Source organism: Pseudomonas sp. B707 (assembly GCF_022496685.1).
Lineage (GTDB): Bacteria > Pseudomonadota > Gammaproteobacteria > Pseudomonadales > Pseudomonadaceae > Aquipseudomonas > Aquipseudomonas paraglycinae.
The window spans coordinates 75586-90076 of the sequence record NZ_WTVE01000027.1; the positions used below are offsets into that span (position 1 = coordinate 75586).

Annotated in this window: 16 protein-coding genes; 10 read left to right on the forward strand and 6 right to left on the reverse strand. The window is 55.7% G+C overall.

Going from position 1 to position 14491, the window contains the following annotated elements; translation table 11 throughout:
• Positions 1–71: 71 nt before the first annotated feature.
• Entirely contained in the window at positions 72–1406 is a 1335-nt protein-coding gene (locus GQX66_RS17000; protein WP_240870115.1) for a phosphate ABC transporter substrate-binding/OmpA family protein, read from the forward strand.
• 172 nt (positions 1407–1578) lie between these two features.
• Here the strand turns inward: GQX66_RS17000 and GQX66_RS17005 are convergent, their stop codons facing one another.
• The gene (locus tag GQX66_RS17005; protein WP_129972696.1) at positions 1579–2808 is read right to left on the reverse strand and encodes an acyl-CoA dehydrogenase; all 1230 of its coding nucleotides are present in this window, start codon (positions 2806–2808) and stop codon (positions 1579–1581) included.
• A 176-nt stretch (positions 2809–2984) separates the two neighbouring features.
• Here GQX66_RS17005 and GQX66_RS17010 point away from each other — a divergent pair, with 176 nt between their 5' ends.
• From GQX66_RS17010 to GQX66_RS17030, 5 genes are all read left to right on the forward strand, one after another.
• Positions 2985–3929 (forward strand): LysR family transcriptional regulator, encoded by a 945-nt coding sequence (locus GQX66_RS17010; protein WP_011334997.1) that lies wholly within the window; start codon positions 2985–2987, stop codon positions 3927–3929.
• Positions 3930–3984: 55 nt separating this feature from the next.
• Positions 3985–4386: a MerR family DNA-binding transcriptional regulator gene (locus GQX66_RS17015; RefSeq protein WP_039767497.1), complete on the forward strand. Its 402-nt coding sequence runs from the start codon at positions 3985–3987 to the stop codon at positions 4384–4386.
• Between the two features lie 29 nt (positions 4387–4415).
• Positions 4416–5315 (forward strand): hydroxymethylglutaryl-CoA lyase, encoded by a 900-nt coding sequence (locus GQX66_RS17020; RefSeq protein WP_007951509.1) that lies wholly within the window; start codon positions 4416–4418, stop codon positions 5313–5315.
• A gap of 955 nt (positions 5316–6270) precedes the next feature.
• Complete coding sequence (locus GQX66_RS17025) at positions 6271–6573, forward strand: phage major tail tube protein (protein WP_276613574.1); 303 nt, start codon at positions 6271–6273, stop codon at positions 6571–6573.
• 94 nt (positions 6574–6667) lie between these two features.
• Positions 6668–7351 (forward strand): hypothetical protein, encoded by a 684-nt coding sequence (locus GQX66_RS17030; RefSeq protein ID WP_240870120.1) that lies wholly within the window; start codon positions 6668–6670, stop codon positions 7349–7351.
• Between the two features lie 56 nt (positions 7352–7407).
• Here the strand turns inward: GQX66_RS17030 and GQX66_RS17035 are convergent, their stop codons facing one another.
• On the reverse strand, positions 7408–8166 hold the full coding sequence (locus GQX66_RS17035; protein WP_240870121.1) for a hypothetical protein: 759 nt from the start codon (positions 8164–8166) through the stop codon (positions 7408–7410).
• A 191-nt stretch (positions 8167–8357) separates the two neighbouring features.
• On the opposite strand from GQX66_RS17035, the gene GQX66_RS17040 reads away from it, so the two are divergent.
• Together GQX66_RS17040 and GQX66_RS17045 are read left to right on the forward strand one after the other, a co-directional pair.
• Positions 8358–8999, forward strand: coding sequence for a hypothetical protein (locus GQX66_RS17040; protein WP_240870129.1), 642 nt, complete (start codon positions 8358–8360; stop codon positions 8997–8999).
• Between the two features lie 40 nt (positions 9000–9039).
• Positions 9040–9963: a hypothetical protein gene (locus tag GQX66_RS17045; protein ID WP_240870130.1), complete on the forward strand. Its 924-nt coding sequence runs from the start codon at positions 9040–9042 to the stop codon at positions 9961–9963.
• Between the two features lie 11 nt (positions 9964–9974).
• Here the strand turns inward: GQX66_RS17045 and GQX66_RS17050 are convergent, their stop codons facing one another.
• Genes GQX66_RS17050 through GQX66_RS17060 form a run of 3 tightly spaced genes read right to left on the reverse strand, consistent with a single transcriptional unit; the run spans position 9975 to position 11188 of the window.
• Positions 9975–10481 carry a hypothetical protein gene (locus GQX66_RS17050; RefSeq protein WP_240870132.1) on the reverse strand — a complete coding sequence of 169 codons (507 nt, stop codon included), beginning with the start codon at positions 10479–10481 and terminating at the stop codon, positions 9975–9977.
• A gap of 44 nt (positions 10482–10525) precedes the next feature.
• Positions 10526–10981 carry a hypothetical protein gene (locus GQX66_RS17055; protein ID WP_210709764.1) on the reverse strand — a complete coding sequence of 152 codons (456 nt, stop codon included), beginning with the start codon at positions 10979–10981 and terminating at the stop codon, positions 10526–10528.
• A 12-nt stretch (positions 10982–10993) separates the two neighbouring features.
• On the reverse strand, positions 10994–11188 hold the full coding sequence (locus GQX66_RS17060; RefSeq protein ID WP_240870135.1) for a hypothetical protein: 195 nt from the start codon (positions 11186–11188) through the stop codon (positions 10994–10996).
• 629 nt (positions 11189–11817) lie between these two features.
• Here GQX66_RS17060 and GQX66_RS17065 point away from each other — a divergent pair.
• Positions 11818–12183, forward strand: a complete 366-nt coding sequence (locus GQX66_RS17065) for a DUF6124 family protein (protein WP_240870137.1) — start codon at positions 11818–11820, stop codon at positions 12181–12183.
• A gap of 88 nt (positions 12184–12271) precedes the next feature.
• Positions 12272–12631, forward strand: a complete 360-nt coding sequence (locus tag GQX66_RS17070; protein ID WP_039767504.1) for a DUF6124 family protein — start codon at positions 12272–12274, stop codon at positions 12629–12631.
• Positions 12632–12682: 51 nt separating this feature from the next.
• On the opposite strand, the gene GQX66_RS17075 is transcribed toward GQX66_RS17070, so the two are convergent.
• Positions 12683–14380 carry an AMP-binding protein gene (locus tag GQX66_RS17075; protein WP_240870139.1) on the reverse strand — a complete coding sequence of 566 codons (1698 nt, stop codon included), beginning with the start codon at positions 14378–14380 and terminating at the stop codon, positions 12683–12685.
• Positions 14381–14491: the final 111 nt, after the last annotated feature.

Here is a 14491-nt window from a genome sequence, read left to right on the forward strand (position 1 = left end):
CCCTGTCATCTTTCAGCAACCTCACTGACTTAATCTCCCCGGCAATCCCCTTGGCTGCAATCGGTGCTGGCATGACCCTGCGTGTTCTGTTCGTCTTTCTCCTGAGCGCCTGGCTGCAGGTTGGGTTTGCGGCGTTGCCCATTCCCGAGAACGGCCCGGTATTGCGCATCCAGGGTTCCAACACCATCGGCGCGGCGCTCGGCCCAGCGCTGGTGGAAGGCCTGCTTCAAGATCAGGGACTGTTGAAAGTCCACAGCGAAACCCCGGACACCGCCAATGAACAGCGGGTCGTCGGCCTGACGGCCCAAGGCCAAAGAGTCGTGGTGGAGATCGCCGCCCACGGTTCGAGCACCGGTTTCACTGCACTCAAGAACGCCAGCGCCGATCTGGCCGCCTCCTCGCGCCCGATCAAGGACAGCGAACTGCTGAACCTGCAAGCCCGGGGCGATCTGAAAAGCCCCGACGCCGAGCAGGTCATCGCCATCGATGGCCTGGCGATCATCCTTCATCCCGACAATCCGCTGAATCAATTGAACACCGAACAACTGGCGCGGATCTTCAGTGGCGAGGCGAAAACGTGGGAAGACGTCGGCGGCAAGGGTGGGACGATTCATTTATATGCGCGGGATGATCAGTCCGGCACCTACGACACCTTCAAGGAACTTGTCCTCAGCCGTCGTGGGAAATCCCTGAGCAATGCCGCGAAACGGTTTGAATCCAGCGAGCAGTTGTCCGACGCCGTGAGTGGCGATCCGCAGGCCATCGGTTTCATCGGCCTGCCCTATGTGCGACAGGCCAAGGCCGTGGCGATTGTTGACGGGCAATCTCAGGCGATGCTGCCACTGGCCAGTTTGATCGCTACCGAAGACTATCCGCTGTCTCGGCGCTTGTTTTTCTATTTGCCGCCCGACAATCAGAATCCATGGGCGCAAGCTCTGGTGGACTTTGCGCAGAGTCGTCAGGGCCAGGCGATTGTCGCGGCCAACGGTTTTATCGCCCAGACCGTGCAGGCCATCGCCGTCACGCCGAATGCGCTGATGCCCGAGGGTTATCAATCCCTCAGCCGCCACGCCCAGCGTCTGACCGTGAACTTCCGTTTCGAAGAAGGCAGCGCCAGCCTCGACAACAAGGCCCGCCAGGATCTGGCCCGGGTTTTCGACTATATAAAGCACCACGACAAGACCGACCGCGCGGTAACACTGGTGGGATTCGGCGACGCCAAGGACGACCCGGCGCGAGCGGATTTGCTGTCGAAGCTGCGGGCGATGGCGGTACGCAGGGAGCTGGTGAAAAACGGCGTGGTATTGCGCGAGGTGCGCGGGTTTGGCGCGCTGATGCCGGTGGCGACCAACAGCGGGGATGAAGGCAGGATCAAGAATCGGCGGGTTGAGGTTTGGGTTTACTGAGCGTCGAACCACTGATCGTTCCCATAGCGAGGCGTCAGGCCGGTGATCGTTCCCACGCTCTGCGTGGGAATGCATGCCGTGACGCTCCGCGTCACAGTGGACGCAGAGCGTCCATGGCTGCGTTACCACGCAGAGCGTGGGAACGATCAGGGCTGACGCGGAATGTCTGTAATCAGCGCTCGCTACGCAGCATTTCCTTCGGCACATACTTGCCGATCTCGAACTTGCCGATCGCCGCGCGGTGCACTTCGTCCGGGCCGTCGGCCAGGCGCAGGGTACGTTGCATGGCGTACATGTAGGCCAGCGGGAAATCGTTCGACACCCCTGCCCCGCCATGAATCTGGATCGCCCGGTCAATCACCCGCAACGCGACGTTCGGCGCCACGACTTTGATCTGTGCGATTTCGCTCTTGGCGACTTTGTTACCCACGGTGTCCATCATGTACGCCGCTTTCAGGGTCAGCAGGCGTGCCATGTCGATTTCCATCCGCGAGTCGGCGATCTTGTCGACGTTACCGCCCAGACGCGCCAGCGGTTTGCCGAATGCAGTACGGCTCACCGAACGTTTGCACATCAGTTCCAGTGCACGCTCGGCCATGCCGATCGAACGCATGCAGTGGTGAATCCGGCCTGGGCCAAGGCGACCTTGAGCAATTTCGAAGCCGCGTCCTTCACCGAGCAGGACGTTTTCGTACGGCACCCGCACGTTGTCGAACAGCACTTCGGCGTGACCGTGGGGTGCATCGTCGTAACCGAACACCGGCAGCGGACGGACGATCTTCACGCCGGGGGTGTCGACCGGCACCAGGATCATCGAGTGCTGGGCATGGCGCGGGGCATCGGGATTGCTCAGGCCCATGAAGATCAGGATCTTGCAGCGCGGATCGCAAGCGCCGGAGGTCCACCATTTCTTGCCGTTGATGACCCACTCGTCGCCATCGCGCACGGCGCGGGCGGCCATGTTGGTGGCGTCGGAGGACGCAACGTCCGGTTCGGTCATGGCGAACGCCGAGCGGATCTCACCGCGCAGCAGCGGTTCGAGCCAGCGCTGTTTCTGTTCTTCGTTGGCGTAACGCACCAGCACTTCCATGTTGCCGGTGTCCGGCGCCGAGCAGTTGAACGGCTCGGGCCCGAGCAGCGAACGGCCCATGATTTCCGCCAACGGCGCGTATTCGAGGTTGGTCAGGCCAGCACCCAGCTCCGACTCAGGCAGAAACAAATTCCACAGCCCTTCAGCCTTTGCCTTGGCCTTGAGTTCTTCCATGATCGTCGTCGGCTGCCAGCGATCGCCTTCTGCGACCTGGCGTTCGAACACGGCTTCGGCCGGGTAAACGTAAGTGTCCATGAACGCGGTCACGCGCTCACGCAGTTCTTGCACCTTGGGCGAATAAGCGAAATCCATGAGCAATTACCTTTTTTCGGCAGGTTGTTTAAGTCATGCAATCGATGCTAGAACAGCGTTGATAATTTACCTAGCCTATTCTCGGCGTGTATAAACATTCATCACCGATATATGATTGATTGATTTTCCTGGCCGCCCTGACCCGCGCCATTCACCTATAACAAGAGAGCCGCGTAATGAATCTGAGCAAGGTCGACCTCAACCTTTTCATCGTCTTCGACGCGATCTACACCGAAGCCAACCTGACCCGCGCCGGGCAGATTGTCGGCATTACCCAGCCAGCGGTGTCCAACGCTTTGGCGCGGTTGCGCGAGACCTTCAACGACCCGCTCTTCGTACGCACCGCCCAGGGCATGGTGCCGACGCCCATGGCGCAGAACATCATCGGCCCGGTGCGCAACGCGCTGTCGCTGTTGCGGGTATCGGTTCAGGAAAGCCGCATTTTCAACCCCTCGCAAGCAGTCAAGACTTACCGTATCAGCATGACCGACCTGACTGAGGCTGTGATTCTGCCGCCGCTGTTCCAGCGCCTGCGTCGCCTGGCGCCGACTGTGATCATCGAAAGCTTTCTGTCCAAACGCCGGGAAACCACCAAGGAACTGGCCGCCGGCCGCCTCGACTTTGCCGTGGATGCGCCGCTCAACACTGACCCGCAGGTGCGCCACGTCAAGCTGATGGAAGACCGTTACGTCTGCGCCATGCGCAAGGGTCATCCGCTGGCGACCAAGGAAAAATTCACCCTCGACGATTACCTGTCGCTGACCCACATTCATATTTCCAGCCGGCGCAGTGGTCTGGGCCATGTCGATCTGGCGCTGGGCAAGATGGGCATCCAGCGCAAGATCGCCCTGCGCTCGCAGCACTATCTGATGGCGTCCCAGGTGTTGCAGCAGACCGACATGGTGATGACCGTGCCGGAGCGGTTCGCCCGGCGCCATGACCTGCATGCGTTCAATCTGCCGGTCAACGATGTACCGCCGGTGGAAACCCATTTGTACTGGCACGAAAGCACCGATCAGGACCCGGCCAACCGCTGGATGCGCGAGCAGATGATCGAGTTGTGCCAGCAAGTGACAGCGCACGAGAAGAAGCTCGACAAGCTGCAGGCGCCCGCTACTTGACGTAAACGTCAACCTGCCATTAGCTTAGCGCCAAGCCCCTTCTTCGAGCGCTTTCATGAGCAGCCAGACCTACAGCATTTCCGACCTCGCCCGCGAGCTGGACATCACCACCCGGGCGATCCGCTTCTATGAAGAACAAGGCCTGCTCAGCCCCGAGCGCCGAGGCCAGGAACGCATCTATTCGCCGCGCGACAAGGTCAGCCTGAAGCTGATCCTGCGGGGCAAGCGCATCGGTTTCTCCCTGGCCGAGTGCCGTGAACTGATCGAGCTCTACGACCCCTCCAGCGGTAACACCAAACAACTCAACAGCATGCTGGCGAAAATCAGCGAGCGCCGGGCACAGCTTGAACAGCAACTGCTGGACATCGAACAGATGAAGCTGGAACTCGACACCGCCGAAGAACGCTGCGTGCAGGCGCTGGAGCAGACGCTCAAGAGTCAGCAAGTCGCGCAGTAGCCTCCCGACAACTACAACAGGTCAACGCCATGTCCCTCCCCTCCCAAGTACGCCTGATCGAAGTCGGCCCGCGTGACGGCCTGCAGAACGAAGCCCAGCCAATCAGCGTCGCCGACAAGGTGCAACTGGTCGACGCCTTGAGCGCCGCCGGCCTCGGCTATATAGAAGTCGGCAGTTTCGTTTCGCCCAAGTGGGTGCCGCAGATGGCCGGTTCCGCTGATGTATTCGCGCAGATCCAGCGCAAGCCCGGCGTGACCTATGGCGCGCTGGCGCCGAACCTGCGCGGTTTTGAGGATGCGCTGGCCGCCGGGGTCAAGGAAGTCGCGGTGTTTGCCGCTGCGTCCGAAGCGTTCTCGCAGCGCAACATCAATTGCTCGATCAGCGAAAGCCTGGCGCGGTTCGCGCCGATCATGGAATCGGCGAAACAGCACGGCGTTACCGTGCGCGGTTACGTGTCCTGCGTGCTCGGCTGCCCTTATGAAGGCGAGGTCGCGCCGGAACAAGTCGCCATGGTCGCCCGCGAGCTGTACGCGATGGGCTGCTACGAAGTGTCGCTGGGTGACACCATCGGCACCGGCACTGCGGGCGCCACCCGCCGACTGTTCGAAGTGGTCTCTAAGCAAGTGCCGCGAGAGAAACTCGCCGGCCACTTCCACGACACCTACGGCCAGGCCATGGCCAACATCTACGCCAGCCTGCTGGAAGGCATCGCGGTATTTGACAGCTCCATCGCCGGCCTCGGCGGCTGCCCGTACGCCAAGGGCGCCAGCGGTAACGTCGCCACCGAAGACGTGGTGTACCTGCTCAACGGCCTGGGGATCGAGACCGGTATCGACCTCGACGCCTTGATTGCCGCCGGCCAGCAGATCAGTGCGGTGCTGGGTCGCCCGACCGGTTCGCGCGTGGCCAAGGCCCGTAGCGCACAGTGAGGGGATGGTGTTACCGCCGAGCGCGAAACGTGGGCACAAGCGAGTAACACGGAAACAAATTGTCTGGTTTTGCCTGAAGGATAAATCCTTCAAAAATCTCAAGCCATTGATTTACAAGGGTTTTGAAAAGTTGGCACGGCTTCTGCTATCTCTATGGCATAACAAGAATAAAAAGCAGCAAACCAATAAAAATAAGACGTACCGACTCTGACATAACAAAAACAACACGGCAGAGACGCAGCTAACAGATTTTTTTGGAGAAGGTGTGCTTTTCAGGGTATTCCTCGGAATGACCCGCAACCGGGCAGAGAACAATAAAACTACCTTCAGGTAGCTCCCGAATCGGTTGGATCGCTTGGCGAGAAAGCAGATCAGCGCTCAAAAAAATACGTTTGCTCTTGACCCCGGATGGGGGTCGCCAAAAACAGCATTAAAGGGCCACGGTTGCCAAAAACAACAACAGACCGACCCTCAATAATAAAAAAGAGCACGCGACGACAAAATTAAAGGGGAGCTTCGGCTCCCCTTTGTGCTGTCTGGCGTTCTGAAATTGGGACCTCCCCCGTCATGCAAAACGCAATGCCAGACCTGCGGCACTTCCTAGGCATGAAGCTATGGCCGACACTGCGACTTCTCCATCATCTGCTGTATGTTCGCAGATGTGCCGCTACCACTGAAGCGCGGCACGTTTGAAACCGAGACCACCGAGGACTACCACGCTAATCTTTGGAGCGCTTAAAAGGCAGGCTTTAGTGAACACCCCAACGCCAACCTGTACCCGGATATGACGCCAACCTCCGCGACAAATACGAAGAAATCTACCTTCCCCCCCAAAAAAGTTGTGATGAACGAATTCCAGGACCTAGGCATAGTTGGCTGATCGACCTGCCAGACAGATTGACGAACTGGAAGGGAAAATCACCTGGAAAAGCCTATTGTAGAGACCTTCCGAAAGTTGGTGTCGCCGCTCAAGAGCGTCCAACCGCAGTGCCGCTCCAGCGTGCAAGAGCTCAATAACGGCGGGCTGGTGAACGACATTCCCCTAGTGACGACCATGATCATCACCGTAAAGGAATACCAGTTGGGCACACATTATCTGCGCGATTCAACCAAGTACGAGACGCAGCTCTCGGCGACCCACGTGTGGCAAACGATCAATGGTGAAGAGGTGGTGTTGCTGGATTATTTGGCGAATATTCTACGGGTGGGTGGGGAGGATCAGCGAGCGAGATATCAAAAAAATATAGGGCAAATTTAAACCGCAAAGGGCCCAACGGGTGAGAGTGTGAAGCTCACGAAGCGGGACTGCGTGCCGACATCTCATACGAACTCATAAAGTCTGGTACTCATTGATGGCTGATTTGTCGTGGTCGCAAACTCTGTCCGTTTCACTTCTCACCGCCGCTATTACCCTCGCTGGTACGAGCTGCCAACAGGCACATCAAGATGAAAGAGCCGACAAGGTAAGGTTCCTGGACGGCGCCCAAGCTACGGCACAGGAAACCAGTGGGCTTGTGGATAACGGATATAACGCCCTCGCAAAATTAGTGAAGGGGATGGATCAGAAGGGCTGGGAGGAGTTTTCCAAAGGGCCGCTCGATGAATATGTGGAGTTTCGTCGAGGTTGGCGCCAGCAGCTAATTGCGGAGCATTTCAAACTTTCGAGATACTTCGGCAAAAATACGGCGAATGACCTTATTCACATAGATGAGATTGATATTCGCCCTACAGACAACCTTGCCTCGACCAATCCATGCTCCCCACCAGGTGAGTTGGATGATTTTGACATTGAAAAACTGGCATCTGAGATCGAGTGTTACGCGAGTTTCGTAACCAAGCGTCAAGATGCAATCAATGAAAGAACCAAAGAAAACAACACGGACGATTTTTTCGAAGCGTTGAGATTAAAGCTATCCTTGCAGAACCAAACCAAAGACCTACTTCAGCATTATGATAAGTCATCAGTCACCTACTTAAGAGGGTTAGATTCGAAGCTAACAGAACTGGGTGTTTCACAGGTGACAATCCTCAACTAATGACTCAGCGTATCGCATTTCATCTGCCGCATTACGGTTTTGAGTCGCAGCAGAGTTCAAGAAGTGGCATAAGGGAAACTCTTGTGCCAATTCGGTTTTTCTTGCATATAGCCTATGAAGTGGTCAATAACCGCTTTGGCCGCAAGATGAGGTGCCGGTGCCACAACGATAGCTTTCCACACAGTGTCGATTTCGGCCCCTGAGGAACGACGATCGTCAGTTTTCATATGAATTATTCGGTCCCGAGAATTTTTCAGCTGTCGGTATCCTTGCCAGCTACGCCCACCTTTTGGTGAAGGGCATTGCAAAATTTCAGGTAAAACTTTCGTCAGTTTTTCATCTAGGGGCGTGTGCCGCTCAATGGTTTCTTTACTCGCCGCTTCCATAACAATCTCGCTTCTTTGATAGCGCGCATAAAAAAAGTCCACAGGAATCGTTTCATTGACAAATGCCTCTAATGCCGTAAAGGCTAGAATAACTGACTTGATCATGCTTTCAAGGTAATCGAACGCCTCAGCATCTGACGGAAAACTTACTTCCGCGTGGAGGGTTTTATCAATACCACTACGTTCACGAATTTTTCGTGCTTCAACGAACGCTAAAGTGGACGAATTGAGTAATAACGCAGTCGCATTAGGTAATGGAATCGTGAGCTGTTTTTTCTTTGTCAGCTGGATAACTGAGGAAACGGTTATTCGCGTCCCTCGAGGTGACAAAACACCCGACCAAGGTGAAACCCAATCCTCTGCTAGGTGAGTGTAGGACTGTAGCCTCCAATCAGTGTCACCCCCTATCGGTGGCGTAGCATGCTTCATCGAATACCTCCATGAGTGGGTCGATCGGGGTCGTTACGACGGTCAGTAAAGCTCACTTGCGCTACTCGCGAGCTCAAAACTTGGTCTATCTAGCCAATTATTCATACCGGATAGTCAAGGGGATTACCCTTGTCATCACAGTGATGGCACTATGGTGCTGAAGACGCTGTTTTTTGAGTCAGGAGCCTCATATGAATTTAGAGAAAAAACTTCAGCCAAACCGGAATGCATTCGCTGCGGACCCATTTGGCTACAGCTCTTCGGCCTGGCTCAAATGGGGCATAGCCCAGACCGTAGCAGGCTTCCCCGTAGATATCTCGAAACCTCCAACAGCAGAGGATCTCAAATCTCCAATCCTGTGGCTGACCCAAGCTGAAGCGTTGACTCAAGCAGCAGTTGCACTCATGAAAAATCAGCCAAGCTTCGAAACAATGCCCACTGATATGAAGGGCATATGTGATAGCCAGTATTGTGCAGTAGCTTTGATGCTTGTTGGCTACAGTTTGGAGGTTTGCCTTAAGGCAATGACCATCCTACGCAGCGGCGTTGTAACCTACATGGCCAATGAAAAATCTTTCTATCACCATAGGCTGGTGAAGCTCGCCGATTTCATACCAGGACTCAGTGTCAAGGATAAAGCCATCTTACAAACGCTCACTCACTTCACACTATGGGCAGGCAGGTACCCAGACCCCGGGTCTGGCCGCGTGCAGGATATGGAAGAAGTATTCAGTGTTGCCGAGCAGCACGAAATATCTGCAAAGGATCTTTTTGAGCTAGCTGCACAAGTTATGGGACATACCCAAGGTGTTGTCGATGAGGCGACTCGCTAAGCACCACAAACAAAGAAGTCAACTAGGAAGACATGATCTTATGACCGGAAAAGCATTGAAAAACGCATTTCATAAAAAATCAGCGGGCAAAAAAGGCGAAATCCAACTTTTTCAAGCGTTTATAGACGCCTTTAACTCACTCGGGGCTAACGCATTAGCAAAGGAATATCACGGAAATAAATATCAAGTGATATTTGATGAAATGAGAGGGGCTGGACGTCCTACTCCTCGTTGCGAGTTGTGCGATGTCATGATTATTCAGTATCCGAATGGTCACGCCAATGCAGCTCGAGTAACGTTCAATCAGGCAAAGGTCACCAAGAACGATTTAGGATGCAGTCCATCAAAGGCCGCTGTAGTTCCCGACAGTTTTGGTGCAAACCTCGAGCAGTGGGATTTATTGTCAAATAGGCCTACCGTGAGAAACGCGACGACGACATTTTATCCGCCTAGCAATTTGTTATCTGATGCAATACTTCCATCTGTTGGAACTTTTGGTGTTTTCTATCCCTTAGGATCAAGTTTTGATTTTGCATATTATGTCGCGTGTGGACTTAGGCCACTCTCGAATAATCCAGGCCGAACAGGGACTCTGCAATGGCTAGCACCTATGAACTTTATCTCACGTAGAGCTGGTTACGATGAGATAACCGGGACTTGCTGCCTTGAGGCATTCGGAGATGCCTTGGAACATGGACTGGTCGGAACGCCTGTGTGGCCGCTCCTGTATGGCCCGCGCGGATCCCGCCCAATGCAACAATGGTTGAGGGACGTTCTTCTGTCACTTGCTCAAGAAAATCCGGACTCGTCACTACCGGACGAACTCCTAAATGGACTTGAGTTGATAAGCATTGAGGGCGAGCGTGATCACCTTCTTCGTGACAACGCTCCATCGACACCACGGGCAGTCATATTGGTCAAAACACCGCGTGAACCGCCACTGTTAAACAGGCGACCCGCATAATAGGGAGCAACTCAACTGCCCCCCCAGCGTAAAGTGCTGATAGCAATAAACTGCCTAATAGCTAGGGATCCGCGCTCATTTCGGGCCTTAGATCCCGGCCGCTCAAGTGCTGCAGCCACTGCAGCACGACTGGCTTCATACATCGCAAACGCGTTGAATTCCGAATCCAGCAAAACCAACAGCACAGCATCAAAGGGTTTATCCAAATCAATACTGCCCAAGCGACCATTCAGCTTGGCCGGATCAGTGACACACCGTCCTTTAATCTGAATATGCACCTCGTGCCCATTCCGCAAGGTGGTAGCGTCGTAACCAGCCTGTCTGGCGCAATGCAAATTCAAGCCTAGCTTCGTAGCAGCCTCATACTCAGCCACCTCGCCAGTGATCCCCAGCGGTTTGCCGGTAAGCCGGTAAAATCGCCGAGCGAGAATTTTGGCCTCATGCAAGACGTCCAAAATTTCCGCGTTGATATCGGCGGTTTGAGTTTGGCCGTCATCAGCATTTAGACTCGGATTCAAAACTGCGTCTCACACAATACAGGGGTCGGTAAGTGGCGGTGGAGTTAGCCCACCCAATCCGTCGCTGCCTTGGTGCCAAATACAACCGCCTTGCTCAAAAACTCGGAGGCAAGTTCTTTGACTTTCCCCGTCATTCCGTCCTTCGTCGCACTGACCAATTGATCACCCAGCGACGGATCCTTGCTCTCAAGGTTCGAAGGCATTGCCTGCAAGAGTTCTAAAGTCCTGGCAGTCATGACACAGCCCATCACCGTACCATTGCTAAGCTGTGAGCCACTGTCCAAGTAGCCGTGGTTACTCAACCAAATAACCGTCGAAACAAAAAATACTGCATCACGGCGATGGCGATAATCGTCAACCTCTTGCTCCGGCCGATTGACCGCCATCTGTTCCTGAAAGTCTTCCGGTTGCAGCTCTATGGCAACCGGGAATTCTTGATAAAGCTTGGCGAAGATCGCCCCCACTAGCACGTTAAACCGTTCGATATTGCCCGCTGCCATGCGTGAATCTCCTTAGTTTTTCTTCCTAGTCACATTAAGCACATGCGACTTCAGATGCACCATGGCGGCCGACTCAGCCCCCAACCCCCGCAACTCAGTGAACCACGCGTCACCGTTAGGCAAGTAGACCGTCAGCGTATCCCCAAACACGTTATAGATAGCGGTGTATTGAACGCCTTCATGCTCAAGCGTGATTTCTTCATCCATCTGCAATACCTCCTTCACGTTCATTGATTGTCGTTCGCCAACTGAACAAGTGAAATCATGAGAGCTGACCTCGACATGGCAGCCACACTAACTGCCGCGCTCACGAAGGCCAACCCAAAAAACTACGTTGACATACAGCCTCCAACAACAACCTTCCAGTGAGCACTCAATTGGCATGTATTTGAGATCAAACCGCAGCATCCAGCCATCCACATGCACCCGGCAAATGCATCAAAACAAGACGGAGGATTCACGGCTTTCGCTGTGTGTAAACACGACATGGGATGAGCGTTTAAATTACACCAACTGTTACGCCATAAAGGCTACAACACCTTGCGTCGTTGCCTACGCGTACGCCAGAATCCGCCGGCTTGTGCGCTTAGACCTCGGACTCTATCGTTTACCTGCCACTGCCCATCAGTGGTCGGGTTTAGTAGCCCGTATGGTCTTAGTAAGTGCATGAGCCCCATTCAGTCAGGTACGTCCAGTCCTGCACTTGATGGTGGCTGTGCGCAGGGCGCTCTCGAGCGCGCCGGTCTTGCTAATTCCTCCGGTCTACTAACCTGCGCGCAGCCGCCACCCTTCTTTTAGTAGAGAACGGTCGCGGCCCTATTTCAGGAATTAGATATATGTTCAAGATTACGCCTAACCCTCCGGATGCAGATCCGATCCCCTACGACGCCGCCCTCGAAGCCGAAAACATTAAAACGGCCACCGAGCGGGCGATCAATCATTACCTCGATCCCGGGGCGCAGAAGACGTCCAAGCCATCGCGCAAGCCCGGCAAGATTTATCTGGTCAATCCAACGATGGATGACGAAACGCTGCTGGTCGAAGCGTGCGAAACCCTGTCGTCAGCCAGTGACATGGCCCGAGACCTCGGCAACACCGTCGACCCGTCGCAGCGCAAGGCGATGCAGATACTGCAGCAGGTCATCATGCTGAGTGAGCTGCTGGTCAATCGTGTGCTGGATAACCATCACGTCTCGCGGTAGTTGCCGCCCCGGTGAGGGGCTTGTCCCCTCACTGCCTGGCAGCCGTCTATAAAAATCCTCAAGCGACTCTTTTCCGGAGTTCCAGCTGATGTCCAAGACCGTCATTCCACCGTTAGAAGATCCGGTGTCCCCCTACGAGTTTCCCGATTCAAGAAAACTCCACGACGCGGCCGAACGCGCCCTCGACTATTACCTGACACCGGCAGCCCGGATCATGGCCACGCCTTACACTCCAAACGACATGTTCATGGTCAACCCGCAAACCGACACGGAATCCTTGCTGGCCAATGCATGCGAATCCCTCGCGTCAGCCACGGTCATGCTCGGTGACTTTGCCGGCCTGCTGGAAGGGCCGAACCGCAAGACTCTGCTGGGCATTGCGCAAGTGGTGATGTTGGGGGAGTTGGCGGTGAATCAGGCGTTGGAAAATGTAGAAGTAAAGCAATAAGCGCTGCTTTCGAAGCCAGGGTCCGCGCCTTGGCTTCGAAAGCTCTAATCGTCAGCCCTCGTTACTACGCAACTCCTCGATACTGATCTCACGCATCCGGAATTTCTGGATCTTGCCGGTCACCGTCATCGGAAATTCCTCGACGAACTTGAAATGACGCGGCGTCTTGAAGTGGGCGATGCGCTCCTTGCACCACGCTTGCAGCTCTTGTTCGGTCGCGCTGTGGCCGGGGTGGAATTTGATCCAGGCGACGATTTCCTCGCCGTAACGCGAGCATGGAATGCCGATCACCTGCACGTCCGCCACCGCCGGGTGGGTGAAGAAGAATTCTTCCAGTTCACGCGGGTAAATGTTCTCGCCGCCACGGATGATCATGTCCTTGTTACGCCCGGCGATGCACACATAACCCTCGTCGTTCATGCTCGCCAGGTCGCCGGTGTGCATCCAGCCTGCCGCGTCGATGGCTTCGGCGGTGGCATTCGGGTTGTTCCAGTAGCCGAGCATCACGCTGTAGCCACGGGTGCACAGCTCGCCGATGGTGCCGCGTGGCACCGGATTGCCGGCCTCGTCGATGATTTTGCTTTCGAGTTGTGGCTGGGTGCGGCCGACGGTGGTGACGCGCAGCTCCAGTTCGTCGGATGGGCCGGTCTGCAGCGAGACCGGGCTGGTTTCGGTCATGCCGTAGGCGATCTGCACTTCGCTCATGTGCATCTCGTTGATGACCCGGCGCATCACTTCGATTGGGCAAGTCGCGCCGGCCATGATCCCGGTGCGCAGGGTCGACAGGTCGAATTCGGCACGTTGTGGCTGATCGAGCATGGCGATGAACATGGTCGGCACGCCGTACAGCGCGGTAGCTTTTTCTTCGGCGACGGTGCTCAGGGTCAGCAGCGGATCGAAGGCATCGTTGGGGTAAATCATGGTGCTGCCGTGGGTGATGCAGCCGAGGTTGCCCATGACCATGCCGAAGCAGTGATACAGAGGCACCGGGATCACCAGGCGATCAGCAGCGGTCAGGCCGAGACTTTCGCCGACCATGTAACCGTTGTTGAGGATGTTGTAGTGACTGAGGGTCGCGCCCTTGGGGAAACCGGTGGTGCCGGAGGTGTACTGAATGTTGACGGGCTGATCGAAGTGCAGGCTGTCGCTGCGTTCACGCAATTGTGCTGGCGAGACACTGGCGGCCAGATCGGCCAGTTGCGACCACGGGAGAAAACCCGAAGGCGGCTGCGGATCGAGGCTGATCAAGCCGCGCAACTCCGGCAGGCGCTCGCTGCGCAGTTCGCCGATGGATTGCTCGGCCAGTTCCGGCAGCAAGCCTTGCAACATGCCGTGATAGTTGGAGCTCTTGAACGCCCCGGCGCAGACCAACCATTGGCAGCCGGATTGCTTGAGCACGTATTCGAGTTCGGAGCTGCGGTAGGCCGGGTTGATGTTGACCAGGATTACGCCGAGCTTCGCGGTGGCGAACTGAGCGATGCACCACTGCGCGCAGTTCGGCGCCCAGATGCCAAGTCGGTCACCGGTCTGCAAACCCAACGCCAGCAGCGCTCTGGCATGCACGTCTACCGCGTCGGCCAGTTGCCGCCAGGTGTAACGCAGCTGCTGATGGCGCACCACCAGCGCCTCGCCGTCCGGGTACTGCGCGACGGTCTCGTCGAACTTCTGCCCGATGGTCATCGCCAGCAAGGCTTTGCTCTGGGAACCACGGGTATAGCTGCGCTGCGGGTTTGCACTGGGTTGATCCATGACGACCCCTATTGTCTTTATTAGTGGGTGTTGGAACGGAGCTGCGGCAGCTCCGACCATTCAGAACTGGCTCTACTCTCGCTCAAGTTGACGTTAACGTAAAGGGTGATT